This is a genomic window from Pseudoalteromonas sp. 2CM41L, from assembly GCF_023161905.1.
In the GTDB taxonomy this organism is placed as follows: Bacteria; Pseudomonadota; Gammaproteobacteria; order Enterobacterales; family Alteromonadaceae; genus Pseudoalteromonas; species Pseudoalteromonas atlantica.
The window spans coordinates 114253-140911 of the sequence record NZ_JALNTN010000012.1 but is presented as its reverse complement, the minus strand read 5'-3'; the positions used below and the strand labels follow the sequence as shown (position 1 = coordinate 140911).

Below are 26659 nucleotides of genomic sequence, written 5' to 3'. Positions count from 1 at the left end.
TGCCGAACTCAGTAGTGAAACGAAACAGCGCCGATGATAGTGTAGCATTTGCTATGTGAAAGTAGGACATTGCCAGGCTCCAAATAAGAGAAACCCGTTGCAGCGATGTAACGGGTTTTTTGCTGTCTGGGTTTTAATAAATAGCCGAACTCAGTAGTGAAACGAAACAGCTCGAAGGCGAGCCCTACGAAAGGCCGCCCCGAGACAATGATAATGTACATTTGCTATGTGACTCTCTACCGATGTGGGCACTACGACATCGCTAGGCTCCAAATACAAGAAAGCCCGACTCCAAAGAGCCGGGCTTTTTTACGTCTACAGAAAAGTAAAAATACATTCCAGATATTATTCTCACAATCTCCACCACCTCCGTAGCGTGGGTTGAGTATCACGAAACCCGCGGAAAGAGCCCACCACAGAACTCAAACTCTTTGTACTAAAGCCTTCAATTTCAGTTTTAATAGCTGTTTAGCATGCTAAATCCGCTATTGAAAAGTGCTCTTTTATCCCAAGCTATAGTTATAGAGCATCTACACACTTATTTATGGCGAGTTTCTATGTTAAATAAACAAAGGCATATTTACACAAAAGAGCAGGTTCGCTCTTATGAGGGAGAGGCGGCTAAGCAATGTGGAATAGATTTATTTACTTTAATGCAGCGAGCGGGAGAGGCAGTATACAAGCAGTGGCAGTCTTTTAACGCTAAGCTTACTTTGATTATTGTAGGTAATGGCAATAATGCGGGTGATGCTTACATAGCCGCGCGTTTAATTAAGGACTCTGGTGCAGAGGTTAAAGTTTGCGCTATAGACCCTGCTAAAACACTCAGTGGTGACGCTGCTAAAGCGAAGCAATTATGGCTTGATAATGGTGGCATAGTTAACGAGTTTGCAAAGAGTGATTTAGATTGCTGCGACTGTGTGATTGATGGGTTACTAGGTACTGGGCTTAATTCACCTGTTCGCGAAAATTATTGTGAGATTATTGCAGCCATCAACCAAAGCGAAAAGCCTGTTTTAAGTATCGATGTTCCCTCAGGGATTGATGCAAATACAGGTGAAGTATTAGGTGCAGCTATTCAGGCAACAAAAACGGTTACTTTTATTGCGATAAAACAAGGCCTTTCTACAGGGACAGGTAAACAGCATGCCGGTGAGTTGATTCTCGATGAATTAGCAATTGAAGATACTTTTAGTCAACTCGCTTCACCTTGTGCTCACTTAATAAATATAGACAGCTTTAATCGCTTGGGCTCTCGGGCTTTAAATAGCCATAAGGGCAATCATGGCAAGTTATTATGCGTAGGGGGCAACCAAGGTACTGCGGGTGCAATCAGGCTCAGTAGTGAAGCTGCGCTACGAGCAGGTGCAGGGATGGTGAAGGTTTATACGCACCAAAGTTCTATTATGCCAATAAGCATAGGTAGGGCAGAGTTAATGGTCATGAGTGAAAACCTTGAACAGGCTTTAGAGTGGGCAAGTTGTGTTGTACTTGGCCCTGGACTTGGGCAGGATGAATGGGCTAAAAAAACGTTTTGCACAGTAATGCACTATTGCCAAGAGCACAATACGCCGCTTGTACTTGATGCTGATGCACTTAATTTATTAGCTGAAAATGCAAGTGCTTATACGTTGGCTCAATGTGTTCTTACTCCGCACCCTGGTGAGGCGGCTCGGCTCATTAGCAAAAATACATCTGAAATAGAGTCAAATAGGTTTGATAGCGTGCGATTATGCGCAAAACGGTATAATGCTACTTGCATATTAAAAGGCGCTGGCTCTTTAATTGATAACGGTAAACACACTTGGGTGTGTGAAAATGGCAACGCAGCACTTGCCGTGGGAGGGAGTGGCGACGTACTTACAGGTATTATTGGTGCATTGCTTGCTCAAGGGCTTAGTATCGACGAAGCAGCGCGATACGGGGTAACTCTTCATGCTCGAGCTGGTGAAGTTGCGGCTGAAGAGCAAGGGCAGCGCGGCATGCTACCCTCGGATTTATTTCAAATAGTCAGGTCGTTAATCAATTAAGTATTTAGCTCTGTTGAATAAGATCCCATTTGTTACCATAGAGATCTTCAAATACGGCCACCGTACCGTAAGGCTCATTGCGAGGCTGCTCATGAAATACTACGCCATTTTCTAGCATGCTTTCGTAGTCGCGCCAAAAGTTGTCAGTGTTTAAAAATAGCCATACACGGCCACCTGCTTGATTGCCAACAGCGTTAAACTGCTCAGGCTCTGTGGCTTGTGCAAGTAATATATGTGTGCCGTTTGAGTTGGGTGGAGTTATTAACACCCAGCGTTTTTCATCACCTAAATCCGTATCTTCCACTAATTCAAAGCTTAATTTTTTTGTATAAAATGCGATTGCTTCGTCATAGTCTTTTACAACAAGAGCAATACTACCTATATGCTGCTTTGGCATAACTTAAAAACCTTAAGTTGTTTTATGTCGGTGTATTTTCACATATCAATACAGGGTTGAATAGTATAGGTAAATGTTTATTAAAGCTTATTTTTAGGGGGGTTGTACGTTATACATTGGCTTCGCATATAGGGTTAGTAGTCAAAAGGTTCACTCTATTTTAAACCTTAGAGCATGCTTAAAGCTTCCTTAAAGAGTGTTTTAATTTACGTAGCTAAACTGGCTTACTCATCTTCATTCGTAGGGTCGTCACCTGAGTCTTCTTTTCGTTTACGCTGCTCTTGCTTGGCCTTTTGAACATTTTCATAAGTAGGGGGTGGAATAGGCATAAGTGAAATTAGTGGAAAGAACGCTAAAAATAAATACGCTCCTTTAGACATGCTCTTACCCCATATAACGAGCTTAAGCATAATCCAGGCAATAAATACCACTAACCCTGTTATAAGTGATACCAAAATAAAGAAGGTGATTATTTCATTATTATTAAGCAAATCCTTTTACCTTTAATCCAATAACTCATGGTATAGATGTGGAGATAAATTAAGCAATAACAATAGGCTTGTACTAAAAAGCAAAAACCCAGCCGAAGCTGGGTTTTATATAAGCAAGGTGCTTAAAGGAGGAAGATCACATCATGCCGCCCATACCACCCATTCCGCCCATGCCACCCATATCAGGGGCACCAGCAGCTTCTTCTTTAGGGATTTCAGCAACCATTGCTTCGGTAGTGATCATTAGACCCGCAATCGAACCTGCAAATTGTAGTGCAGAGCGCGTTACTTTAGTTGGATCTAGGATACCCATTTCAAGCATATCGTTGTATTCGCCAGAGGCTGCGTTGTAACCGTAGTTACCTTCGCCACCTTTAACAGCGTTTATTACTACTGACGCTTCGTCGCCTGCATTTGTTACGATTTGACGAAGTGGTGCTTCCATCGCACGAAGTGCAACTTTAATACCGTGGTTTTGGTCTTCGTTGTCGCCAAGTAGCTCAACTAGCTTGCTAGCAGCACGTACTAGAGCAACACCACCACCAGGTACTACGCCTTCTTCAACCGCTGCACGAGTTGCATGTAATGCATCTTCAACACGGTCTTTTTTCTCTTTCATTTCAATTTCAGTCGCTGCGCCTACTTTAATTACTGCAACACCGCCGGCAAGTTTAGCCATACGCTCTTGTAGTTTTTCTTTATCGTAGTCAGACGTTGCTTCTTCAATCTGTGCTTTAATTTGAGCAACACGGCCGTTAATGCCATCTTCTTCACCCGCACCATCAATGATAGTTGTATCATCTTTAGTGATTACTACACGCTTAGCAGTACCTAGGTCTTCGATAGTTGCTTTTTCAAGCTCTAAACCAATTTCTTCAGAGATAACAGTACCGCCAGTTAATACGGCGATATCTTGTAGCATTGCTTTACGACGGTCGCCAAAACCAGGGGCTTTAACTGCTGATACTTTAACAATACCGCGCATATTGTTAACTACAAGCGTTGCAAGTGCTTCGCCTTCTAGGTCTTCAGCAATGATTAATAGTGGTTTGCTTGCTTTAGCAACGGCTTCTAATGTAGGTAGTAGCTCACGAATGTTAGATACTTTTTTATCTACAAGTAGAATGAACGGGTTGTCTAGCTCAACAGCGCCTTTTTCAGCGTTATTGATAAAGTACGGAGATAGGTAACCACGGTCAAACTGCATGCCTTCTACAACATCTAGTTCGTTCTCTAGTGATTGACCTTCTTCTACAGTAATAACACCTGTGTTACGGCCTACTTTTTCCATTGCTTGTGCAATGATGTCGCCAATTTCTTTATCAGAGTTAGCTGAAATAGTACCTACTTGTGCAATAGCTTTAGTATCAGCACATGGTACAGATAGCGCTTTAAGCTCTTCTACTGCAGCGATAATTGCTTTATCAATACCGCGCTTAAGATCCATTGGGTTCATACCCGCAGCAACCGCTTTAAGACCTTCGTTTACAATAGATTGCGCAAGTACAGTTGCGGTAGTAGTACCGTCACCCGCTGCATCATTTGCTTTAGATGCAACTTCTTTCACCATTTGTGCACCCATGTTTTCAAACTTGTCTTCAAGTTCGATTTCTTTTGCTACAGATACACCATCTTTGGTGATCACTGGAGAGCCAAATGATTTATCTAGTACTACGTTACGGCCTTTAGGACCTAAGGTCACTTTTACTGCGTTTGCTAGGATATTTACGCCTGTTAGCATTTTAGCGCGTGCGTCACCTGCAAAAAGTACTTCTTTTGCTGCCATCTTTAATTTCCTCTAAATTCTTAAATGTTTGTTAAACGAAAAGTAGGGTTAGCCTACAATGCCTAAAATGTTGTCTTCACGCATGATCAGGTACTCTTGACCTTCGATCTTTTCAGTTTTTTCAACATATGAGCCAAATAACACAGTGTCACCGGCTTTTACTTCTAAAGCTCTAACGTCACCGTTATCTAGAACGCGACCATTGCCAACAGCAATAACTTCTCCGCGAGTTGATTTTTCAGCTGCAGAGCCAGTTAATACAATACCGCCAGCAGACTTGGTTTCTTCTTCTAGACGCTTAACGATTACGCGATCTTGTAAAGGACGAATGTTCATTTTTTTAGTTCTCCTAACAGTTTCTGAACAGTACAGAAAAAAGCTTTTCTAATTTGCATTCATTAATGGGGGTAGAGTGTAAAATTCCAAGAGAAAAATCGATAAATTTTTAATCTTTTCTCTCATACTCGCCATCAATGGTAGTTGGTTTATTTACATGCTGTTGTTCTTGCTGCGAGTGTGCGTGTTGTGTAAAGGCTGAAGAGCCTTGCTGTGCACCTGTGCTCATGCGTACCGTTGCTTGACTTGCAAGGCCTGCAGCAAGTTTGTTGCGTATTGAGGGGGTTAATAATAGTAGGCCGAATACATCGGTCATAATGCCTGGGGTTAGCAATAAAACACCCGCAATGATCACGCAAATACCGGTAAATAATTCTTTAGCTGGCATTTGCCCTTGGGCCATTTGGCTTTGTGCATTTTGTAATGCACCCATACCTTGTTGTTTAACCATTCTGGCGCCCAAAATAGCCGTAACAATTACTAGGGCTATAGTCGCAAATCCACCAATTACATCGCTAACCTGTATTAGTAGCGCAATTTCGATGATAGGAATGATAATAAACAACACAAATAAAAATCTAAACATAGGGCTCTCTAAATAATGGCACTCAAAAGAGTGGATGAAATATAAGTGAGGGTGAAAGGGTCTATTTTCAAGGTTGAGCTTAAAGTGATTAATAATTGCTTAATATCTACAATTATTCATCGCCTACACATTACACTAGCTATCAGATACTATTGCATTAGTTCCCTATAAATTAGTAAAGGTTAATTATGACTACGCAATTTAAATTGATATTTACCACGTGCAAAGATGAGGCTGAAGCACGCACTTTAGCAAAAGCACTTGTAGCGCAAAAATTAGCGGCGTGTGTAAATATTTTACCAAATATGACCTCAGTTTATATGTGGGAAGGCGATGTTGCCCAAGAGATAGAAGCAAAGCTACTGATTAAAACAAAATCAGAAAAAATGAATGATGTTTTTGAAACCATCAAAAGTTTACACAGTTACGAAGTACCCGAAATTCAAGTGGTTGATGTGGCCACTGGTAATTTGGCTTATTTTCATTGGATGGATGAGGTATTAAATTAATGCGGTTTTTCTTTTTATTATTGGTTAGCTTGCTGGCGCTTCCGGCAAAGGCAAACACCAATAATGTGCTAGGTGATTTACTTGCCCCGCCACAGCAAACCTTTTTACCCGTAGACCAAGCGTTTGTATTTGATTTTGATCAGCAAGGTAGCACTTTATTTGTGGGGTGGGATATAGCCCCTGACTATTACCTTTATAAAAAGAAAATAGAAATTATCGCCAAAGGCGCCAACATAAAGGTAGGCGATGCCGGTACTGGCGAAATAATTGAAGATGAGTTTTTTGGCAAAACCGAAGTTTTTTTTAATAGTGTTAGTGTTATAAGTAAGCTCAGTAATGTTACAGAGGGTGCTGTTGTAAAGGTGCGCTATCAGGGCTGTGCCAAAGCAGGGCTGTGTTATCCGCCTGAGGTTATTAGTATTCCTTTAAGCGTTATTGCCTCAGAGCAAGCGCAAGGTAAAAACTCATCTGCTAATGCCGCTGATACATTAAACGCATTGACTCCTTCTGTAGACGCAACGCGTAGCCAAAGTAATACAACCACTCAAGATTTAAGTTTTACAGAGCGATTAGCAAGTCAAAGTTTAGTAACCAATTTACTCATATTTTTTGCTGTTGGGGTGGGGCTTGCGTTTACACCGTGTGTGTTCCCTATGTTTCCTATTTTATCGAGTTTAATTGCAGGGCAGCAAAATCTATCTACTAAAAAAGCGTTTGCGTTGTCGTTTGTATATATACAAGGTATGGCGCTTACTTATGCTGCATTAGGGTTAGTAGTGGCGGCCTTAGGCGGGCAAGTGCAGGGGTATTTACAACACCCTTATGTACTTATTAGTTTTAGTTTACTGTTTGTATTGCTGGCAATGTCGATGTTTGGCTGGTACGAAATTAAGTTACCCAGCGCCATGATGAGCAAGCTAACGCAAGTCAGTAATAACCAAAAAGGCGGCAATTACCTAGGTGTGTTTTTAATGGGGGTATTGTCGGGCTTAATTGCATCACCTTGTACCACAGCTCCGTTGTCTGCTGCGCTATTATTTGTAGCGCAAAGTGGTGACTACCTTGTCGGTGGTTTAACCCTGTATGTATTAAGTTTAGGAATGGGCCTACCGCTTTTATTACTCGGTACGTCTGGTGGCAAATTGCTTCCTAAAGCTGGCGGTTGGATGGAGCAAGTTAAAACGTTATTTGGTTTTATTATGCTTGTTGTGCCACTTATTTTATTAGAGCGCATAATTAGCGCCGACATTATTTTACTTATGGCAGGTATTTTAGCACTGGCAACGGCTGTTTATTTACACTATTGGCAGAGTGCGCAGCCACAAAGCAAGCTTAAAACAGCGCTTTGGTTTAGTGCTACATTTTTAGTAGTTACTGGTTTTACATTAGCTAAAAACGTTATTTGGCCGCAGCAACAGGTTGAGCAGGTTAGTCAGCAAAGTAATGAGTTTAAACAAGTGGCTAATTTAACCGAGCTAAAAAACGCTGTTGCTGAAGCTAATCAGCAAGGCAAACTGGTGATGGTTGATTTATACGCCGATTGGTGTGTGGCATGTAAAGAGTTTGAACATTACACATTTCCAGATGCCAAAGTACAGAGCGAGTTTAGTCACTATCAGTTAATTCAAATCGATTTAACACAAAGTGATGACACCACCATTGAGCTGATGGAAGAGTTCACTGTGTTTGGTTTACCCAGTATTTTGTTTTTTAACACACAAGGGCAAGAGCTAAGTTCAGAGCGCGTTACAGGATTTTTAAACGCTGATGATTTTGCCACCCACCTAGCTGCAGTGCGTGCCAGCGCACAATAATAGTGCAATTTAGCCGCTTGGGCTTACCAAGTGGCTTGCCTCCAATTACGTCATATTTATTACACCTCCAGAGATTAGACCAGTATTTTGCTGCTATTTACATCGAACTGACTATAATAGTTGGCTAACGTGAGAATTTGTTGCAATTTTTGTTTTTTATACTTACTTTAGTGTACAAAATTAGCTCGCAACGGCTTAACTCATTACTTAGAGGATATATCGCGTATTATGGCTGCAAAATTTAAACTTTTAGTTATAAATGGTCCAAATTTAAACATGCTAGGAAAGCGTGAGCCAGAAAAGTACGGTTTGCACACTCTTGGTGAAATTATGAGCGAACTAACGACTGCCGCAGAGGGTCTAGATGTTCAGCTTACGCATTTTCAAAGTAATAGTGAGCAAGCCCTTATTGAAAGAATACACGATGCTTGGCAGGCAGTTGATTACATAATTATTAATCCTGCTGCATTTACGCATACTAGCGTCGCTTTACGTGATGCATTGTTAAGCGTTGATATTCCTTTTTTTGAGGTGCACTTAAGTAATGTGCATGCACGTGAAGCATTTCGTCATCATTCGTATTTTTCTGATGTGGCGCAAGGTGTGGTATGTGGATTAGGTGCAATGGGTTACCACGCAGCATTGAACGCTGCCGTGAGCCGGTTGCAAAACTCGAATTAATTTAAACTAACAAACTTATAGGCGGGTCGTTCATGGATATTCGCAAGATCAAAAAGCTAATCGAATTAGTAGAAGAATCAGGTATTGCTGAGCTAGAAATCACTGAAGGTGAAGAATCAGTACGTATTAACCGTAACAACATGAGCGCAGGTCCTGCTTACGCTCAGTACGCACCACAGCAATTTGCTGCTCCAACGCCTGCGGCACCAGCACAAGCTGCGCCAGCCGTTGAAGCCGATGCTACACCAGCAGCACCTGCAGGCCATCAAGTTAAATCACCTATGGTTGGTTCATTTTACTCAGCAGCTTCTCCAGAAGCGCCAGCATATGTAGAAGTAGGTTCTCAAGTTAAAGTAGGTGATACTTTATGTATCGTTGAAGCAATGAAAATGATGAACCAAATTGAGTCAGATAAAGCGGGTACAGTTACAGCTATTTTAGTTGAAAATGGCGAACCAGTAGAATTTGATCAACCTCTATTCATCATTGAATAATTTAGTAACCTAAAGGCCAACTCTTATGTTAGATAAAGTAGTCATTGCAAACCGAGGTGAAATAGCACTTCGCGTATTGCGCGCCTGCAAAGAGCTTGGGATCAAAACGGTTGCTGTGCATTCAACGGCGGATCGCGATCTTAAGCACGTATTACTTGCAGATGAAACCATTTGTATCGGTAGACCTCCAGCCACTGAAAGTTACTTAGATATTCCGCGCATTATTGCGGCTGCTGAAGTAACAGACGCTGTAGCGATTCACCCAGGATATGGTTTTCTTTCAGAAAATGCAGATTTTGCTGACCAAGTTGAGCAAAGTGGCTTTGTATTTATTGGTCCAAAAGGCGACACTATTCGTCTTATGGGCGATAAAGTATCGGCAATCAATGCAATGCGTAAAGCCGGTGTACCATGTGTACCAGGTTCTGACGGTCCGGTATCGGATGACAAAGAACGCAACATGCAAATTGCAAAGCGCATTGGTTACCCGGTAATTATTAAAGCCGCTGGTGGCGGTGGTGGCCGTGGTATGCGTGTAGTACGTAGCGAAGCTGAATTAATTGATTCAATCGCACTTACTCAACAAGAAGCGAAACAGTTTTTTGGTAATAGCATGGTTTACATGGAAAAATTCCTTGAAAACCCTCGCCATATTGAAATTCAGGTACTTGCTGATGGACAAGGTAATGCTGTTCATTTAGGTGAGCGTGACTGTTCTATGCAACGTCGTCACCAAAAAGTAGTTGAAGAAGCGCCTGCTCCAGGTATAACGGCAGAAGTGCGTAAATTTATTGGTGAGCGCTGTACACGTGCATGTATCGAAATTGGTTACCGTGGTGCAGGTACGTTTGAGTTTTTATACGAAAACGGCGAATTTTACTTCATCGAGATGAACACCCGTATTCAAGTTGAGCACCCAGTGACTGAAATGGTAAGCGGTGTTGATTTAATTAAAGAGCAGCTAAAAATTGCTGCTGGGCAACCGCTATCTTTCACGCAAGATGACGTGGTTATCCGCGGCCATGCAATTGAATGTCGTATTAACGCAGAAGACCCAGAAACGTTTATCCCGTCGCCGGGTAAAATTACACGTTTCCACCCTGCAGGTGGTTTAGGTATTCGTTGGGATAGCCATATTTATGCTGACTATACAGTACCTCCACATTACGATTCGATGATTGGTAAGCTTATTACTTACGGTGAAAACCGTGATGTGGCTATTGCCCGTGCTCGTAATGCGTTGAACGAATTAGTTATTGATGGCATCAAAACAAACACGCCATTACATAAGAAAATTCTTGCAGACGAAAACTTCCAAAGTGGTGGTACAAATATCCACTACCTTGAGAAAAAACTAGGGCTATAGAGCCCCAGTTAATTAAAACCGGCTTAGGCCGGTTTTTTTATGCCTAAAACGCCAATTTATCGCCTTCAAGAAATATTCTGGTATGATTAGCAAAGATGCGCTTTTAGTAAATTTTTGAGGTAACAATGACGCGTAGTTTTGAAGCTCACCTAAATGATGAAATAGCCACAGTAGCAATGGGTAACAAAGTGGCTGCTATTATAGAGCAAGGTGCAGTAATTTATTTACACGGTGATTTAGGCGCAGGTAAAACAACATTTACGCGTGGTGTAGTGCAAGGCTTTGGCCACACTGGTAAGGTAAAAAGCCCAACCTATACGTTGGTAGAGCCATACGAACTGACACGTGCTAATGTATATCATTTTGACCTATACCGGTTAGGCGATCCTGAAGAGCTTGAGTACATGGGTATAAGAGATTACTTTTCTGAGCAGGCTATTTGTATTGTTGAGTGGCCAGAAAAAGGGGGAGAGTTTATACCAGTTCCCGATTTAGACATTACCTTAAGTTACGTTGGCGATGAGCGCAAAATTGTTATGAATAGTGCAAGCGAGCGCGGAATAGCAATTGTCGAAAAACTTACTAACCTAAACCCGAGTTAATATACTTACTAACACATTGAAATATAAAAGCATCAAAGTTACCTTTTTAGTTGGCGTACAAAATAGCGGCTTAAGGTAGATTTACTATCCAACGTTTAGGTTAATAAGCTAATAGCGGGTTAAGGCGCCCGCTCTCATAATAATAAATAGTTAAGGCAATGGTAGTTATAATGAATCGAGGTGTAGTTAAACTTTTTATTTGTTTCATAGTTTTCGCTGTGAGCTTACCGTTGTGGGCAAAAAATACCATAAATAGTGTACGAGTATGGCCCTCGCCAGATAGCACGCGGGTGGTATTTGATTTAGATGATAAGCCCGATTTCAGCTATTTTATGCTTAAAAACCCGAGTCGCTTAGTGGTCGACCTTGAAAACACCAAAGGGTTAAAAGTATTACCGAGTATTCCTTCTAAGCACAAAATTGTAAGCAAGCTGCGCTATTCAAAGCCTAAAAATAAACAAAGTGTACGTTTTGTATTTGAGCTAACAGCGCCTATTAAGCCGGTTATTTTTGCGCTGGCACCTACTGGCCCGTACAAAAACAGGCTGGTTGTGGATTTATATAATAAAAGTGAACCCGCAGTAAGTACTACACCTGCCCAAAAAGCAGCTAAAAAGCGCCAATTAAGCCAAGAGCGAGACATTGTTATTGCAATTGATGCGGGCCATGGCGGAGAAGACCCAGGTTCTATTGGCCCCTCTGGTACGTATGAAAAAACCATTACTCTACAAATAGCTAAACGTTTAGAGCGTATGATTGACGGCGAACGTGGCATGATTTCGCGCATGGTAAGAAGTGGCGACTACTTTGTTAAGCTTAATACCCGTACCAACCGAGCACGCCAGAAAAAAGCCGACTTTTTAGTGTCAATTCATGCTGATGCATTTACCAGCCCTGGGCCAAATGGTGCTTCGGTGTGGGTGTTATCGCTTGGCCGCGCTAATTCTGAAATTGGTAAATGGATAGAAGATAAAGAAAAACACTCAGAGCTTTTAGGTGGTGCAGCCGATGTAATTAAAGATGCTGCTAACGAAAAATACCTCGCGCAAGCGCTACTTGATATGTCGATGGACCACTCAATGAAAACAGGGCTTAGTGTGGCCGAAGAAGTAGTAAAAGAGCTAAAAAAGGTCGCTAAATTACATAAAAAAGATCCACAACATGCAAGTCTTGCCGTATTAAAGTCGCCAGATATTCCTTCCATTTTGGTTGAGACAGGTTTTATTTCAAATCCCCGTGAAGAGCGCATGTTAAAAAGCGCTAATCATCAGGAACGCTTAGCTAAAGCAATGTTTACGTCTATAAAAAATTATTACTTAAAAAATCCACCTGATGATTCGTTATTTGCAAAGCTTAAATCGCAGTACCCAACTAAGCATAAAGTTCGCCCAGGTGAATCGCTAAGCCTATTAGCGAGTCGGTATGGCGTATCGGTAGCCAAATTAAAGCAAGTTAATCAACTACGCTCAAACACCTTGTTTATAGGTCAAGAGCTGGACATACCGCAGAGTTGATGTTTATTAAACCTGTACACGTATTAGGGGCCTCATGAGTATTGAAATATTACCTGCACGATTAGCTAACCAAATAGCGGCAGGTGAAGTGGTTGAACGCCCGGCTTCAGTGGTTAAAGAATTAGTAGAAAATAGCTTAGATGCGGGCGCTACGCGTGTGCAAATAGACATAGAGCGGGGCGGTCACAAGCTTATTCGTATTCGTGATAATGGCTCAGGTATTGGCAAAAATGAGCTCACTTTAGCGCTTTCTCGCCATGCAACAAGTAAACTTAAATCACTCGATGATTTAGAAAACATTTGCTCCTTAGGCTTTAGAGGGGAAGCGCTTGCATCTATTAGTTCGGTATCGCGTTTAACGCTTAGCTCAAAGCCCAAAGCACAAGATGCCGCGTGGCAAGCGTTTGCACAGGGCCGCGATATGGACGTGCAAGTAAAGCCGGTGGCCCACCCAGATGGCACAACGATAGAAGTTAAAGATTTATTTTTTAACACCCCAGCAAGGCGCAAGTTTTTACGCACCGAAAAAACCGAATTTAGCCACATTGATGAGCTTATAAAGCGTATTGCACTGAGTCGTTTTGATGTGTCGATTACACTGACGCATAACCAAAAGGTGGTTAGGCAGTACCGTGCTAAAACCGACCCTAATCAAGCGATTACTCGGGTTGCGCAAGTTGCAGGTAAAGCCTTTGCTGAGCAAGGATTGCATATTCAATCTGGTGAAAGTGGTTTACAGCTACATGGTTGGGTATTGCCAGTGGGATCAGCTAATACCACGCAATATACATATGTAAATAATCGCATGATGCGCGATAAGCTAATTTTACATGCTATACGTCAGGCGTTTGAAGAGGTAAGTGGAGCGCAAGAACTCCCAGGGTTTGTTATTTATATTGATATTGACCCAAGGCAAGTGGATGTAAATGTTCATCCTGCTAAGCACGAGGTGCGTTTTCATCAAGGCCGGTTAGTGCACGACTTTATATTACAGGCGATTAAGCAAGTAGTTGTACCTCTACAAGGCGAATTTGCAACTAATCAAGCGCCCACAGACGATTACCAATCCTCGGCGTTTATTGAGCAGCCAAGTCATGCGGCTAATAACCAGCCAGTTCAGCAGGGGTATGATTACCCTAAGTCACAGTTGCAGCCAATAGATTCACAAAACGGTGGTTTTACTAGTCGTGCCTCCTCTAATCGCGCAGGGTCAGGTGGTGGCGCTACGGGGTATGCTTCACCGTCTCAAAAACATGGTGCAAATCATCACGATGTAAATGCATTTTATCAAGGGGTGAGTGAGCAACAAGCCGCTCATTTTGAGCATAGTGTATCAACGCAGCCCGATACTGATGAAAGCGCTGCACACGCATTAAAAAGTGTGCAGGTATTAAATGTAAATAAAGGCGTGTGTGTATTTACTCAGCAGCAGCAGTTATTTTGTTCACACTATAAGCATGCACTTGTTGATTACTGGCATGCACAAATAAAAGAGCTGGGTAATTTAGAGGGTAAAGCCTTGCTACTACCCGTAAGGGTTAACCTTGAAAAAGCTGACTGCGAACTAATAGCTCAGCAGCAATCGTGGTTTACTTTATTAGGCTTTGAGCTAGTTATTGAAAAACAGTTTGTGATGGTTAAAAAGCTACCCACGTGTTTATATTTACTTGAAGTATCAGCCGCGGTTGAAAGCTTGCTTGGCGCATGTAAAACACAGCTCAACGAGTTACAAGCGTGGCTCACATGGCAGCTTAGTTGTGTACCAGAACGCTTTTATGAAAGTAATGCATTTATTGAATTACAAATTAGCTTACAAAATAATCCGCAAACAATTGAACGTTTAAAAGAAAAAGCAGTTAAAATAGACCTAGAACACTATTTAACGCAATTAAATTAAGGTACCCGTGTTGAGCAATTTACCGGTCATATTTTTAATGGGCCCAACCGCAGCTGGTAAAACGGCGTTGGCAATTTCACTGTGTGAGCACTTAAATACAGAAATAATCAGCGTTGATTCAGCGTTAGTGTATAAAGGTATGGACATAGGTACGGCAAAGCCCGATGCAGAAGAACTTGCTCGTGCTCCGCATCATTTAATTGATTTACTCGATCCGAGCGAAACCTATTCGGTCGCCGATTTTAGACGTGATGCGATAAAAAAAATTGATGAATTCCATCAACAAGGTAAAGTACCAATATTAGTGGGTGGCACCATGATGTACTTTAAATCTTTAATTGATGGATTATCGCCACTGCCAGAAGCCTGCTCAGTAGTTAGAGCAGAGCTTGAATCGCAAGCAAAACAATTTGGCTGGCCACATTTACATCAAGAGCTGGCTAAAGTAGATCCGCAAGCGGCCGACAAAATAAGTGAAAATGATTCACAAAGAATAAATCGAGCTTTGGAAGTTTACCGTATTAGTGGTAAAACAATGACTGAATTGCAAAAGCAAAAGCAGCCAACGTTACCTTATACTTTTCATCAATTTGCGATTGCGCCTGATGATCGCAGTGAATTACATCAGCGAATTGAAAAAAGGTTTAAAATAATGATAGAACAGGGGTTTGAAAAAGAAGTTTCGACCCTATATCTACGTAAGGATTTACACCCCAATATGCCTTCTATTCGTTGTGTAGGTTATAGACAAATGTGGGATTATCTTGCGGGTGAAGTAGACCATGATGAGATGGTTTTTCGCGGCATTGCTGCAACGCGTCAACTGGCAAAACGTCAGCTAACGTGGTTACGGAGTTGGCCTGATGTTACTTGGTTAACAACAGACGATGAAGAAAACTTGCATCGCGTAGTAAGTTCGCTAAGCTAGTAGTAGTTGCGAATTATTTAATTAAATAAGTTCAGCTACTTAAATTATAATAACACCTAGAACGAAGGAACAATAACATGGCAAAAGGCCAATCGTTACAAGACCCATTTTTGAATGCACTACGTCGTGAGCGCATTCCAGTATCAATCTTTTTGGTAAATGGCATAAAATTACAAGGTAAAATTCAGTCATTTGACCAATTTGTTATTTTACTTGAAAACACTGTAAACCAAATGGTGTATAAACACGCAATTTCAACAGTTGTACCTGCTCGTGCAGTCAACTTCCAAGGTGTTCAAGGGAGCGATGACACTGAAGAGCAAGAACCAGGAAATATTTAATTAGGAGCGTAATGCTTGTTTGACCGCTATGAATCCGGCGAACAGGCAGTCTTAGTTCATATCGACTTACCTAAAGATGGCGATCGTGAAGATCTTCATGAATTAGAGTTGTTGGTATCTTCTGCTGGTGTTAGTAGTTTGGCGGTTGTGCAAGGCAGCCGCCAAGCACCACATCCGAAACTATTCGTCGGTACCGGTAAAGCAGAAGAAATAGCTGAGATTGTCAAAATCCACAATGCAGATGTTGTCATCTTTAATCATCAATTAAGTCCGTCTCAAGAACGTAATTTAGAGCGCGTTTGCCAATGTCGTGTACTTGATAGAACAACACTTATTCTTGATATTTTTGCCCAAAGAGCCCGTACCCACGAAGGTAAGCTACAAGTAGAGCTTGCCCAGCTTAGGCATATGTCTACTCGATTAATCCGAGGGTGGACTCACCTTGAGCGCCAAAAAGGGGGAATAGGTTTACGAGGCCCAGGCGAAACACAGCTTGAAACCGATAGACGTTTATTGCGCGCGCGCATTAAAAATATTCGTGCCCGATTAGCCAAAGTGGCTGTACAACGTGAGCAGGGTAGACGTGCGCGTACGCGTAACGAAATTCCTACCGTGTCGCTTGTAGGTTATACCAATGCGGGTAAATCAACCCTGTTTAACCGTATAACAGACTCAGATGTATACGCAGCGGATCAGCTTTTTGCCACGCTTGACCCGACACTACGTAAACTTGATATAGGTGATGTTGGTTCGGTTATTTTGGCCGATACAGTGGGATTTATTCGCCACTTACCGCATGACTTAGTGGCAGCCTTTAAAGCAACACTAACAGAAACGCGTGAAGCCGACCTACAATTACATGTAATTGATGTGGCAGACCCGCGCAGACGCGAAAACATAGAGGAAGTACAGTCGGTTTTAAAAGAGATTGAAGCTGATGAAGTACCGCAATTATTAGTTTATAACAAAATTGATGCGCTTGATGATGTAAGCCCACGAATTGATCGGGATGACCAAGGGCAGCCTATAAGAGTATGGTTATCTGCACAAACCGGCGAAGGGTGTGAGCTACTTAGCGAAGCAATAAGTGACCTGCTTGCTAAGAAAATGCTTAGTGGTACGTTATTACTTGCCCCTCAATATGGCCGCTTAAGAGCGTCTTTATTTAGCTTAAGTGCAGTCCATGAAGAGCGCTTTGATGAACATGGTAACTGGTTGTTGGATGTACGTTTACCTATGGTTGAATGGAACCGATTAATTAAAGAGTTTGGTCCTGAAATTGAAGGTTTTATCAATCGCGATTAAAAATTGGCATATAAATGTCGGTTTTTGTATGAGAAACGCGGTAGATTTGATAGATTTAACACAATTTCCTAATTTATTTAGATAACAATGGAGTATAGCTATGGCCTGGAATGAACCGGGTAATAATGGCAATGACAAAGATCCGTGGAACAATAAAGGCGGACGTGATCAAGGCCCACCTGATTTAGACGAGGTGTTCCGTAAGTTTAGCAACAAGTTAGGCGGCATATTTGGCGGAAAAAAATCCGGCAATAATAGTGGCGGTGGACTTGGCGGAGCCGGTATTTCATTTATCCTCATTATCGCCGCAATTGTGTGGGCGTTAAGTGGTATTTATACGGTTAAAGAAGCCGAACGTGGTGTGGTACTGCAATTTGGTAAGTATGACCGTATTGCAGAGCCAGGCTTACGCTGGAAAATGACCTTTATTGAAACGGTTATCCCGGTAGATATTGAAGCTGTGCGTTCATTATCTGCATCAGGGTTTATGCTAACGGAAGATGAAAACGTAGTAAGCGTTGAGTTTGAAGTGCAATACCGTGTTATTGACCCGTACCTTTACAAGTTTAGCGTAACTAATGCTGATAACAGCTTAGAAGAAGCGCTTGATAGCGCGTTACGTTACGTTGTTGGCCATGCAAAAATGGACCAAGTACTGACTAATGGCCGTGAAGTTGTTCGTCAAAATACGTGGGATGAGCTTAATAAAATCATCGAACCGTATAACTTAGGTTTAATTGTGACCGATGTGAACTTTAAAGATTCACGTCCACCAACTGAAGTAAAAGATGCATTTGATGACGCTATTGCCGCACAAGAAGATGAAGAGCGTTTCATCCGTGAAGCAGAAGCGTATGCACGTGAAATTGAACCGCGCGCGCGTGGCCAAGTAACACGTATGACGCAAGAAGCAGAAGGTTATCAAGAACGCATTACACTTGAAGCACAAGGTGAAGTGGCTCGTTTTGAAAAACTATTACCTGAGTATCAAGCAGCTAAAGAAGTAACGCGCGAACGTTTATACATTGATGCTATGGAAGAGGTGCTTAGCAGCAGTTCTAAAGTCATTGTTGATGTTAAAGGCGGTAACAACATGATGTACTTACCACTTGATAAAATTATGGAAAAGCAAGGCACTGCAACACGTGTAGCTTTACCAAGCTCAAGTGATATTCAAGATTTACGCAATAAAGTAAATACATCACGAAATAGCACTGTGAATAGCGGTAATGACCGTTTTAACAGCGATCGCTTTAACAATAACGGGAGATAAGCGTAATGAAAAACTTTAGTTTAGTCATACTATTAGCTGCCATTGTTATGTCTTTCTCTGCGGTATTTGTAGTACCAGAAGGGCAAAAAGCGATTGTGCTGCTATTTAGCAAAGTTGAAAAAGACAGTGAAGACAAAGCCGTTGTATACAGCCCAGGCCTTCACTTAAAAGTACCATTTTTTAGCCAAGTACGTCGTATTGATGCACGTATTCAAACGCTAGATGGCACGCCAGACCGCTTTGTAACAAGCGAGAAAAAAGACTTAATTGTTGATTCGTTTGTTAAATGGCGCGTAAACGACTTTAGCGCATTTTACCTTCGTGCTCGTGGTGATAAGCAATACGCTGAAACACTACTAAAGCAAAAAGTTAACAATGGTCTGCGTACTAACTTTGGTACGCGTACTATTCGCGAGATTGTATCGGGTGAGCGTAGTGAGCTAATGGAAGAGGCGTTAGTACAAGCTTCTGAAAGTGCGCGCGAGTTAGGTATTGAAGTACTTGACGTGCGTGTTAAGCAAATTAACTTACCACAAGAAGTGAGTAGCTCTATTTACCAACGTATGCGCGCTGAGCGTACTGCTGTTGCAAAAGAGCACCGCTCGGAAGGTCAAGAAAAAGCAGAAACTATTCGTGCTAATGTTGACCGCCGTGTAACGGTAATGCTTGCTGATGCAGAGCGTAATGCGCGCTCAGTACGTGGTCAAGGTGATGCAGAAGCTGCCGCTATTTATGCTAAAGCATACAACAAAGATCCAGAGTTCTTTGGTTTTGTTCGTTCTTTAGAGGCGTATAAAAAGACCTTTAAAGATAAACAAGATGTTATGGTACTTTCACCAGATAGTGACTTCTTTAAATATATGAAAGGCGCTGCAGCGCAATAAGCGATGCCTTAATCATTTAAAAAGTTATAAAGCCCCGCCTATGCGGGGCTTTTTGTTAAGCATAATTTAAAACTTTAAATTACTGTTATATATGTGGTTATTTAAAAAGTGTGATGGCCTAAAAAATACGCGCAGAAAAAATAAGCTGAACAGGGGTGATCTTTACTTCCGTTTTCTGGTAAAATCTCGTCCTAATTTTCTCGAAGTGAATTTACAATGGGTAAAAACGTTGTTGTATTAGGCACCCAATGGGGTGACGAAGGTAAGGGTAAGGTTGTTGATCTCCTTACAGACAAAGCATCTTTAGTAGTTCGATACCAAGGTGGCCACAATGCGGGTCATACTTTAGTTATTGACGGTGAAAAGACAGTTCTACACCTTATTCCATCGGGTGTATTACGTGACAATGTTAAATGTGTGATTGGTAATGGTGTGGTTTTATCACCAGAAGCGCTAATGAAAGAAATTGGCATGTTAGAAGAGCGTGGCGTACCTGTACGTGAGCGTCTTTTAATTAGTGAAGCATGTCCGTTAATTCTGCCTTTCCATGTTGCATTAGATGTAGCTCGCGAAACTGCTCGCGGCGACAAGCCAATTGGTACAACTGGCCGTGGTATCGGTCCTGCGTACGAAGATAAAGTAGCCCGTCGCGGTTTACGCGTAGGTGACTTATTCAATCCAGAATTATTCGCAGCTAAACTAAAAGAAGTACTTGAATACCATAACTTCACTTTAGTTAACTACTACAAAGTAGATGCTGTTGATTTCCAAAAAACGTTTGATGATGCAATGGCTGTTGCAGACATCTTAAAAGCAATGGTTGTTGATGTAACTGAGCTTTTAGATCAAACACGTTTAGCGGGCGAACACATTTTATTTGAAGGTGCGCAAGGTACATTACTTGATATCGATCACGGTACTTACCCTTATGTAACCTCTTCAAACACCACTGCTGGTGGCGTTGCGACTGGTGCTGGTTTTGGTCCATTAAACCTTGACTACGTGTTAGGTATTATTAAAGCGTACACTACACGTGTTGGTTCTGGTCCTTTCCCTACAGAGCTTTACGATGGCCTTGAAAAACAAGACCCAGTGGGTAAGCACTTAGGTGATAAAGGTCATGAGTTTGGCGCGACAACAGGTCGTTTACGCCGTACTGGTTGGTTAGATGCTGTGGCAATGCGCCGCGCAGTTCAAATCAATAGCATCTCTGGTTTTTGTTTAACTAAGTTAGATGTTTTAGATGGTTTAGAAACGCTTAAAATCTGTACTGGTTACCAGCTTGAAGATGGCACAGTGACTAATGTAACGCCATTAGCTGCTGAGGGTTACGAGAAAGTAACACCAGTATATGAAGAGATGCCAGGTTGGTCTGAAAACACAGTTGGTGTAACTAGCCTTGAAGGCTTACCAAAAGCTGCGATTGACTACATCAAGCGTATCGAAGAAATCACAGGTGTACCTGTTGATATTATTTCTACCGGCCCAGATCGTGTAGAAACAATGGTACTTCGCAACCCGTTTGCTTAATCACCATTAGTTTAAAAAAAAGCTGCTTTTGCAGCTTTTTTTATGCCTAAAATTCACCTTGGAACGATCTTTGTATATTATTTGATAAGTTTTATTTTATACGTGGTAAACATGCGCCTATCTACCTGTAACACTTTTCTAGCGTCTTTGCTCACTCCGTTACTTTTATCTATAAGTAGCAATGTGTTAGCTGAAGAAACGCCCGCTGCGGTGCCGCTTTATACCGAACCGGAGCTGATTGCACTAATAAATAAAAATACACATTTGCAGCGTGTAAAGGCAGATGATTGCCAATTAGTACAAGATATAGAGGCAAGGGCCAATAAAATGGCGCTGCCATCTTACCAATTTTTATATGGCGATATGCTGGCATATAACGTGTGTGTTGAACGCAATGTGGAATTAGGTGTGTACTACATGCGTAAAGCAGCTGAACAAGGCTTAGCGGCTGCGTTAGAGCAGCTTGGACGTTATTACGACACGGGTCGCTTAGTGCAGCAAGATAAAGCTATGGCCATTACCTACTTACGAGAGGCCTCAGCGCAAGGGAACTTAAAAGCACAGCTAAGGCTGGTTAAGCTTTTTAATGCAGGCTACGGAAGCCCACGTGACTTTGAAGATGCGTATCGCTGGTTATTCAATGCCATGGTGGCAGATAAAGCAACGCATAAAAAAATTGAGCGTGCGCTTAGCTTACTCGCTCAAAAAATGCCCGATAGTGTTGTTGCCCGCGCACGATTACCCATGTAAGTGCCGATAACGCAAACTATTTATATAAAATAAAAAAGCCCTAATATTTAATTAGGGCTTTTTTGCAATAACTGGAAGAGGTTAGCTCTCTTCTTTATTTTTTGTTTTAGCGGGGTCTTTTAAGACCGACATTTTTGGCGGCTGAAGTGCAAATATACGCTCTCCCTCCTGCGGTGGCTTTTCCATATTACTGGTAAATGGGCGAAGCTTTACTGGCGTATCGTCGTCGTTGTCTTTATCACCTTTTAAAATAAACAACGGGATCGCTTCAGGGTTCATCTCTTGGTATTTTTCCCAATCAAATTCTTCTGAAATACGCGTCGCACTCACTTTACCGCCTTTAGCAATAATACTGCTTAGGCGAGCGTAAGAGCCATCTTCACCAAACAAAATTTGTCTAGATAGGAATGTTGCACTGTCTTTATTCGCTTTAGCATGCGAGGTAGATGAGCGCAGTGAAAATACATTTTTTTCATTCAACAAGTGAGAAAAATATTGTACACCAAGCGCATTATGGTGGCGGTTTGGTGAAAGTGCTAATACCGTTCTTATTGTTGTGAGCGGCAAGTAACGCTCAGCATGCTCTGATTGTGGGTTACCATAATAACAGGCAAGGCCGTCCATACGAGCCATTTTACAGTTCTCCCATGCGGGGTCTGATAGATGAACAGGAATGCTTTGCTCTTGTAAACCTTTACCTATAGCGCGAGATACATGGTTTGCACCAATAATCAGTATGGTATTTGGAGAAGGTTGGCGCACGCCCAATAGTTTAGCAACAGGAATAGCAGTTAAGCTTTGCAATACCACAGTGATGATAATAACGGTAAATATTAACGGCACCATTTTTTCTGCATCAGCTACGCCAGCTTCCATCATACTTAGCGCAAATACCGAGCCAACAGCAGCTGCAACAATACCTCTAGGGGCTATCCACGATAGCACCAAGCGCGATTTCATTGGCAAGTCAGTACCAAAAGTAGATATAGCAATACACAATGGACGCGCTATAAATAACACCACTGCAAGGAATATAAATACGTCGCTGTCTAACATCATCAAGTCAGAAAGCTGTAGCCGTGCAGCAAGTAAAATAAACAGTGATGATATTAAAATCATCGATAAGTCTTCTTTAAACTCAAGTACAGAATCGATTTCTAAATCATTTTGATTAGCAAGCCAAATACCAAATACGGTAACAGCCAATAATCCCGATTCATGACTTAAGTGATTAGATACCGAAAAGCTAATAAGCACCAAGGCAAGTATGCCAAATTTATGTAGTTCAAACGGTAGCCATTCACGGCGCATAAGCTGTGTGGTGATCCACCCCGCAACAACACCGATAGAAAGCCCTACGCCGACTGTTTTAACAAGTGCAACAATAGTGTGGCTAAGCACTTCTCCTTGGCCTACCAGCATGACTGCTTCAAATACAAGCACAGCAAAAAGAGCGCCGATTGGGTCAATTACAATGCCTTCCCATCGTAATATTCGGTCAATATCTTGTGTTGGGCGCATCGAATTAAGTAAAGGGGCTATTACAGTAGGCCCTGTTACTACTAGCACAGCGCCTAATACTGCCGCCACCCGCCAGTTAAGCTCAAGTAACCAATAGGCACTTAAGCTTATTACCACACAGGTGGTGATCATGCCGATAGAGCACAGGTTACGTACGACCTTACTTATGCCTTTTAATTCTCTAAAGTGCAAAGTAAGGGAGCCTTCAAATAAAATGACAGCAACGCTCAGTGACACAACAGGAAATAATAAATCACCCAGTAAAGCATCAGGGTCTAATACACCACTAAACGGCCCTAGCAATAAACCGGTAAGCAATAAGAACAAAATAGCGGGTACTTTAAACGCCCACGCTACCCATTGGGCAAGCACCGAACAAAGTGCGATACCGGCTATATAAATTGCTGACATAAATTAAGAATTCCTTATTTATCACAATGTGAAAAGTATAACTTTTGTTAAATATTAATACAGGGGTATACACGTGAAATGTTTAATTTGCTAATAAAATTTTAGCGCTTAATACAAAAATTGTAGGTTAAACTTATTGATTTATTTATAAAAATTGAATTAAAACTCAAAAATAAATATAACCCCTTGATTTTAAATGATTAACCGCTTAGAAGTGAGGCGTAGCTCTACATTAGAGTGATTTTTAGCCTTGATCTTACCCCTTGAAATGTCGTATTATATTTAGAGTTCAAACAATTAGTCATCTAAATATAATTTTGCAAAATAGTGGTAAGTATTAATACTAGCGTCATATTTGCCCTGTAATAATAGATTTGTACGCTATTATTACCATTAATTAGTAGCTATTGTATTATTGAATATCTTGGTATGGTTTTTTCAAGCAAGTTTATTTAAGCAATTAAGTAAATAAATGTTTGAGTTGAACTATTACTTTCAATGTTTAGCTCCCATCGTGGCGGCTAAATCTCGGTCCTTAAGTCATCACCCTATCTGTTGGTGTATCTGACTTTAGAGGCTCTATGTATGTTGTTAACAAAAAGGCCGCACACAGCTTTTTACAGCGATACATAAACAACACTTTTTATTTTTATATTTAATAGACCTCCATTTAATTTGGTTGGTGCTGTTTCATGTCTTTACAAATCTAAAAGCAATTTTAGGTCGTGTATTTGCGTGCGTTTAAAAAGTGTATAAACAAACAACCTATTCGAAATTGCGTATTTTATACGCAGTTACTTAGTTTTAGTTCACACTATGTGAATGCAGATAAAATGGAAAGTTGAGATTTTATGCAAAAGTTAAATTGGCGTCGTATTGTTTTAAAAGTAGGTAGTGCATTAATTGCTCCAGATCAAGATGGGTGCCGTTCACGCTACTTATTAACCATTGCGCAATTTATTGTTCGCTGTCGTGCTCGTGGTATTGAAGTTATTTTAGTATCTTCAGGCTCAGTAGCTGCAGGCTCACACTTATTCCCATCTGACATTCCACGTTCAGTTGTGATGAAAAAAGCGATGGCAGCGGCAGGTCAAACTGAAATGATGGCCATGTGGGATCGCTTTTTCGATTTTCCTTCAGCGCAATTATTATTAACCCATGGTGATTTGCGTGACCGTGAGCGCTATGAAAGTATTCGCGAAACTATTTTTACTTTGTTAGAGCATGGTGTACTGCCTATCATTAACGAAAATGATGCTGTAACAACTGATGACTTAAAAGTAGGTGACAACGATAACTTATCAGCCATGGTAGCGGCGGCCGCTGATGCCGATGCATTAATGATTTTTTCTGATGTAGATGGGCTGTATGATAAAAACCCAAATTTACACGACGATGCAGTTTTACTGCCTGAAATAAAATCAATTGATGAGTCTATTTATGCTATGGCAGGATGTGCTACAAGCTCTGTAGGAACCGGTGGCATGAAAACCAAAATTGAAGCTGCCGAAAAAGCAACGTCTCACGGTATTGCTACTTATATTATTAATGGCTTTAAAGAAGAAACCTTTAATAGATTATTGGCAGGTGACAACCCTGGTAGTGTTTTCCTTCCTTATGAAAAACCAATGCAAGAAGCTGTGCACTGGATGACGCATACAGCTAATGAGCAAGGTGAAGTAGTTGTAGATGGCTCGTTTGATGAGTCTCTTGAAGGTGAAAACGGTTGCATACGTGGCGATGAAATAATGGAAGTTCATGGTGAGTTTGCCATTGGCGATACCATTTTAGTTAGAAGCGAGGATGGCACACGTTTAGCAAAAGCCACCGCAAATTATAGTAGTTGCTTGTTAAGCTTTATTGCAGATAACGAGCAAAGTGAATTTAGCGAAAAAATGCAGGATTCTATTGGTCCTGTTATTTCAGAAAAAGATATCGCATTATTGGAGAAGTCATGAGTTTGATTACGGATATTTCACGCCAGGCAGCAAAAGCTGCAAACACACTTGCTTTACTCGACACCGAGACCAAAAACCAAGTGTTAACCGAAATGGCGGCAGCATTACGCGCAGAAAAAGCATTTATAATTAAAGAAAACGAAAGTGATTTAAGCGCAGCACGCGATAATAACTTAGCCGCTTCGATGATCGACCGCCTAACGCTTAACGATGAGCGCATTGAAGCAATGGCAGAGGGTATTGAAGTTATTGTAAGTTTAGATGATCCAGTCGGTCAGCTACGCGACATTACAGAGCGCCCGAATGGCATTAAAATACGTAAAATGCGTGTGCCATTAGGTGTTGTATGTATGATTTACGAAGCGCGTCCTAATGTAACTGCGGATGCAGGCGCATTGTGTTTTAAATCGGGTAATGGTGTTATTTTACGCGGCGGTAAAGAAGCCCTTAAAAGCTCGCAAGCCATTGCGAGTGTAATGCACGGTGTACTTGAAAAGCATAACTTACCTAAAGCGCTGATCTCAGTTATTCCTGATCCAGACCGTGCATTGCTTATGGAGCTAATGCAGCAACGCGAAAGTATTGATTTAATCATCCCACGTGGTGGCGAAGGCTTAATTAACTTTGTTACAGAAAACAGTACTATTCCTGTTATTCAGCACTTTAAAGGGGTGTGTCATTTATACGTAGACAAAGATGCCGACTTAGAGGTTGCACTTAATTTACTATTAAATGGTAAAACACAGCGCACAGGCGTATGTAATGCGCTTGAAGGGCTAGTGGTTCACCAAGACGTTGCTGATGAATTTTTAAATTTATGTGCCGTTGTATTGCGCCAAGAAGGTGTGAAAATTAATGCAGATGAGCAAGCTGCAAAATACTTCGATAATGCTACAGTACTTGCTGATAATGAATTTGGTGAAGAATACTTAGATTTAGAAATTGCTATTCGTGTAGTACCAAGCTTTAGTGCTGCAGTGGAGCATATTGCTCAATTTGGTTCAAACCACACTGAGGTTATTTGTACTAAAAATGATACTGCGGCTGAGCTTTTCCAACGCAGTGTTGATGCATCGGTAGTAATGGTAAATGCATCATCGCGTTTCTCAGATGGCTCGCAATTAGGGTTAGGTGCTGAAATAGGTATAGCTACAACTAAGCTACATGCTTATGGTCCTATGGGTCTTGAGTCACTTACAACTGAAAAGTATTTAGTTAATGGCGAAGGCCAAGTACGGAAGTAATATATTTCACA

24 protein-coding genes are annotated in these 26659 nt (G+C 41.4%); 18 read left to right on the top strand and 6 right to left on the bottom strand.

The window, feature by feature from the left end; translation table 11 throughout:
- The first annotated feature begins 557 nt into the window (after positions 1-557).
- Complete coding sequence (locus tag MTF64_RS14360; protein ID WP_096740247.1) at positions 558-2030, top strand: NAD(P)H-hydrate dehydratase; 1473 nt, start codon at positions 558-560, stop codon at positions 2028-2030.
- 4 nt (positions 2031-2034) lie between these two features.
- On the opposite strand, the gene MTF64_RS14355 is transcribed toward MTF64_RS14360, so the two are convergent.
- The 5 genes from MTF64_RS14355 to MTF64_RS14335 form a co-directional block, all read right to left on the bottom strand.
- Entirely contained in the window at positions 2035-2427 is a 393-nt protein-coding gene (locus tag MTF64_RS14355; RefSeq protein ID WP_096740246.1) for a VOC family protein, read from the bottom strand.
- Between the two features lie 224 nt (positions 2428-2651).
- Complete coding sequence (locus MTF64_RS14350; RefSeq protein ID WP_052026262.1) at positions 2652-2837, bottom strand: hypothetical protein; 186 nt, start codon at positions 2835-2837, stop codon at positions 2652-2654.
- 217 nt (positions 2838-3054) lie between these two features.
- Positions 3055-4704, bottom strand: a complete 1650-nt coding sequence (groL, locus tag MTF64_RS14345) for a chaperonin GroEL (RefSeq protein WP_004587677.1) — start codon at positions 4702-4704, stop codon at positions 3055-3057.
- A gap of 48 nt (positions 4705-4752) precedes the next feature.
- Positions 4753-5040, bottom strand: a complete 288-nt coding sequence (locus tag MTF64_RS14340) for a co-chaperone GroES (RefSeq protein WP_004587676.1) — start codon at positions 5038-5040, stop codon at positions 4753-4755.
- Positions 5041-5149: 109 nt separating this feature from the next.
- The gene (locus tag MTF64_RS14335) at positions 5150-5626 is read right to left on the bottom strand and encodes an FxsA family protein (RefSeq protein ID WP_064386652.1); all 477 of its coding nucleotides are present in this window, start codon (positions 5624-5626) and stop codon (positions 5150-5152) included.
- Between the two features lie 188 nt (positions 5627-5814).
- On the opposite strand from MTF64_RS14335, the gene cutA reads away from it, so the two are divergent.
- The 15 genes from cutA to MTF64_RS14260 all read left to right on the top strand — a co-directional run bounded on the left by cutA (position 5815) and on the right by MTF64_RS14260 (position 21514).
- Positions 5815-6135 (top strand): divalent-cation tolerance protein CutA, encoded by a 321-nt coding sequence (gene cutA, locus MTF64_RS14330; protein ID WP_029772613.1) that lies wholly within the window; start codon positions 5815-5817, stop codon positions 6133-6135.
- Complete coding sequence (locus MTF64_RS14325; RefSeq protein WP_248451787.1) at positions 6135-7949, top strand: protein-disulfide reductase DsbD; 1815 nt, start codon at positions 6135-6137, stop codon at positions 7947-7949. Before cutA ends, MTF64_RS14325 begins: the two co-directional genes overlap by 1 nt.
- Positions 7950-8177: 228 nt before the next feature.
- A complete protein-coding gene (gene aroQ, locus MTF64_RS14320) occupies positions 8178-8630 on the top strand; it encodes a type II 3-dehydroquinate dehydratase (RefSeq protein WP_024031479.1) in 453 nt (150 codons plus the stop codon).
- Positions 8631-8662: 32 nt separating this feature from the next.
- Positions 8663-9124: an acetyl-CoA carboxylase biotin carboxyl carrier protein gene (gene accB, locus MTF64_RS14315; protein WP_248451785.1), complete on the top strand. Its 462-nt coding sequence runs from the start codon at positions 8663-8665 to the stop codon at positions 9122-9124.
- A gap of 25 nt (positions 9125-9149) precedes the next feature.
- The gene (gene accC, locus MTF64_RS14310) at positions 9150-10490 is read left to right on the top strand and encodes an acetyl-CoA carboxylase biotin carboxylase subunit (protein ID WP_024031477.1); all 1341 of its coding nucleotides are present in this window, start codon (positions 9150-9152) and stop codon (positions 10488-10490) included.
- Between the two features lie 125 nt (positions 10491-10615).
- Positions 10616-11092: a tRNA (adenosine(37)-N6)-threonylcarbamoyltransferase complex ATPase subunit type 1 TsaE gene (tsaE, locus tag MTF64_RS14305; RefSeq protein WP_054983237.1), complete on the top strand. Its 477-nt coding sequence runs from the start codon at positions 10616-10618 to the stop codon at positions 11090-11092.
- Between the two features lie 170 nt (positions 11093-11262).
- Positions 11263-12606 carry an N-acetylmuramoyl-L-alanine amidase gene (locus tag MTF64_RS14300; protein WP_031289362.1) on the top strand — a complete coding sequence of 448 codons (1344 nt, stop codon included), beginning with the start codon at positions 11263-11265 and terminating at the stop codon, positions 12604-12606.
- Between the two features lie 34 nt (positions 12607-12640).
- Positions 12641-14503, top strand: coding sequence for a DNA mismatch repair endonuclease MutL (gene mutL, locus MTF64_RS14295; protein WP_248451783.1), 1863 nt, complete (start codon positions 12641-12643; stop codon positions 14501-14503).
- A gap of 10 nt (positions 14504-14513) precedes the next feature.
- The gene (miaA, locus tag MTF64_RS14290; RefSeq protein ID WP_095206660.1) at positions 14514-15431 is read left to right on the top strand and encodes a tRNA (adenosine(37)-N6)-dimethylallyltransferase MiaA; all 918 of its coding nucleotides are present in this window, start codon (positions 14514-14516) and stop codon (positions 15429-15431) included.
- 77 nt (positions 15432-15508) lie between these two features.
- Positions 15509-15772, top strand: a complete 264-nt coding sequence (hfq, locus tag MTF64_RS14285) for an RNA chaperone Hfq (protein WP_004587665.1) — start codon at positions 15509-15511, stop codon at positions 15770-15772.
- Between the two features lie 15 nt (positions 15773-15787).
- Positions 15788-17077, top strand: coding sequence for a ribosome rescue GTPase HflX (gene hflX / locus MTF64_RS14280; RefSeq protein WP_024031472.1), 1290 nt, complete (start codon positions 15788-15790; stop codon positions 17075-17077).
- Between the two features lie 100 nt (positions 17078-17177).
- A complete protein-coding gene (gene hflK / locus MTF64_RS14275) occupies positions 17178-18350 on the top strand; it encodes an FtsH protease activity modulator HflK (protein WP_004587663.1) in 1173 nt (390 codons plus the stop codon).
- Positions 18351-18355: 5 nt separating this feature from the next.
- Positions 18356-19234, top strand: coding sequence for a protease modulator HflC (gene hflC / locus MTF64_RS14270; RefSeq protein ID WP_004587662.1), 879 nt, complete (start codon positions 18356-18358; stop codon positions 19232-19234).
- Between the two features lie 216 nt (positions 19235-19450).
- Positions 19451-20764, top strand: coding sequence for an adenylosuccinate synthase (locus MTF64_RS14265; RefSeq protein WP_004587661.1), 1314 nt, complete (start codon positions 19451-19453; stop codon positions 20762-20764).
- 111 nt (positions 20765-20875) lie between these two features.
- Positions 20876-21514 (top strand): tetratricopeptide repeat protein, encoded by a 639-nt coding sequence (locus MTF64_RS14260; protein WP_248443967.1) that lies wholly within the window; start codon positions 20876-20878, stop codon positions 21512-21514.
- Between the two features lie 81 nt (positions 21515-21595).
- Here MTF64_RS14260 and MTF64_RS14255 read toward each other — a convergent pair whose 3' ends face one another.
- Positions 21596-23446 (bottom strand): sodium:proton antiporter, encoded by a 1851-nt coding sequence (locus MTF64_RS14255; protein WP_024031470.1) that lies wholly within the window; start codon positions 23444-23446, stop codon positions 21596-21598.
- An 851-nt stretch (positions 23447-24297) separates the two neighbouring features.
- On the opposite strand from MTF64_RS14255, the gene proB reads away from it, so the two are divergent.
- Complete coding sequence (gene proB / locus MTF64_RS14250) at positions 24298-25404, top strand: glutamate 5-kinase (RefSeq protein ID WP_004587658.1); 1107 nt, start codon at positions 24298-24300, stop codon at positions 25402-25404.
- Positions 25401-26648, top strand: a complete 1248-nt coding sequence (locus MTF64_RS14245; protein WP_064386646.1) for a glutamate-5-semialdehyde dehydrogenase — start codon at positions 25401-25403, stop codon at positions 26646-26648. The genes proB and MTF64_RS14245 overlap by 4 nt, the downstream gene beginning before the upstream one ends.
- Positions 26649-26659 lie beyond the last annotated feature (11 nt).

Excerpts from the sequence above, each read along its gene's own strand:
- MTF64_RS14360 (WP_096740247.1), top strand. The coding sequence starts at position 558 with ATGTTAAATAAACAAAGGCATATTTACACAAAAGAGCAGGTTCGCTCT.
- MTF64_RS14355 (WP_096740246.1), bottom strand. The coding sequence starts at position 2,427 with ATGCCAAAGCAGCATATAGGTAGTATTGCTCTTGTTGTAAAAGACTAT.
- MTF64_RS14350 (WP_052026262.1), bottom strand. The coding sequence starts at position 2,837 with ATGCTTAAGCTCGTTATATGGGGTAAGAGCATGTCTAAAGGAGCGTAT.
- groL (WP_004587677.1), bottom strand. The coding sequence starts at position 4,704 with ATGGCAGCAAAAGAAGTACTTTTTGCAGGTGACGCACGCGCTAAAATG.
- MTF64_RS14340 (WP_004587676.1), bottom strand. The coding sequence starts at position 5,040 with ATGAACATTCGTCCTTTACAAGATCGCGTAATCGTTAAGCGTCTAGAA.
- MTF64_RS14335 (WP_064386652.1), bottom strand. The coding sequence starts at position 5,626 with ATGTTTAGATTTTTATTTGTGTTGTTTATTATCATTCCTATCATCGAA.
- cutA (WP_029772613.1), top strand. The coding sequence starts at position 5,815 with ATGACTACGCAATTTAAATTGATATTTACCACGTGCAAAGATGAGGCT.
- MTF64_RS14325 (WP_248451787.1), top strand. The coding sequence starts at position 6,135 with ATGCGGTTTTTCTTTTTATTATTGGTTAGCTTGCTGGCGCTTCCGGCA.
- aroQ (WP_024031479.1), top strand. The coding sequence starts at position 8,178 with ATGGCTGCAAAATTTAAACTTTTAGTTATAAATGGTCCAAATTTAAAC.
- accB (WP_248451785.1), top strand. The coding sequence starts at position 8,663 with ATGGATATTCGCAAGATCAAAAAGCTAATCGAATTAGTAGAAGAATCA.
- accC (WP_024031477.1), top strand. The coding sequence starts at position 9,150 with ATGTTAGATAAAGTAGTCATTGCAAACCGAGGTGAAATAGCACTTCGC.
- tsaE (WP_054983237.1), top strand. The coding sequence starts at position 10,616 with ATGACGCGTAGTTTTGAAGCTCACCTAAATGATGAAATAGCCACAGTA.
- MTF64_RS14300 (WP_031289362.1), top strand. The coding sequence starts at position 11,263 with ATGAATCGAGGTGTAGTTAAACTTTTTATTTGTTTCATAGTTTTCGCT.
- mutL (WP_248451783.1), top strand. The coding sequence starts at position 12,641 with ATGAGTATTGAAATATTACCTGCACGATTAGCTAACCAAATAGCGGCA.
- hfq (WP_004587665.1), top strand. The coding sequence starts at position 15,509 with ATGGCAAAAGGCCAATCGTTACAAGACCCATTTTTGAATGCACTACGT.
- hflK (WP_004587663.1), top strand. The coding sequence starts at position 17,178 with ATGGCCTGGAATGAACCGGGTAATAATGGCAATGACAAAGATCCGTGG.
- hflC (WP_004587662.1), top strand. The coding sequence starts at position 18,356 with ATGAAAAACTTTAGTTTAGTCATACTATTAGCTGCCATTGTTATGTCT.
- MTF64_RS14265 (WP_004587661.1), top strand. The coding sequence starts at position 19,451 with ATGGGTAAAAACGTTGTTGTATTAGGCACCCAATGGGGTGACGAAGGT.
- MTF64_RS14260 (WP_248443967.1), top strand. The coding sequence starts at position 20,876 with ATGCGCCTATCTACCTGTAACACTTTTCTAGCGTCTTTGCTCACTCCG.
- MTF64_RS14255 (WP_024031470.1), bottom strand. The coding sequence starts at position 23,446 with ATGTCAGCAATTTATATAGCCGGTATCGCACTTTGTTCGGTGCTTGCC.
- proB (WP_004587658.1), top strand. The coding sequence starts at position 24,298 with ATGCAAAAGTTAAATTGGCGTCGTATTGTTTTAAAAGTAGGTAGTGCA.
- MTF64_RS14245 (WP_064386646.1), top strand. The coding sequence starts at position 25,401 with ATGAGTTTGATTACGGATATTTCACGCCAGGCAGCAAAAGCTGCAAAC.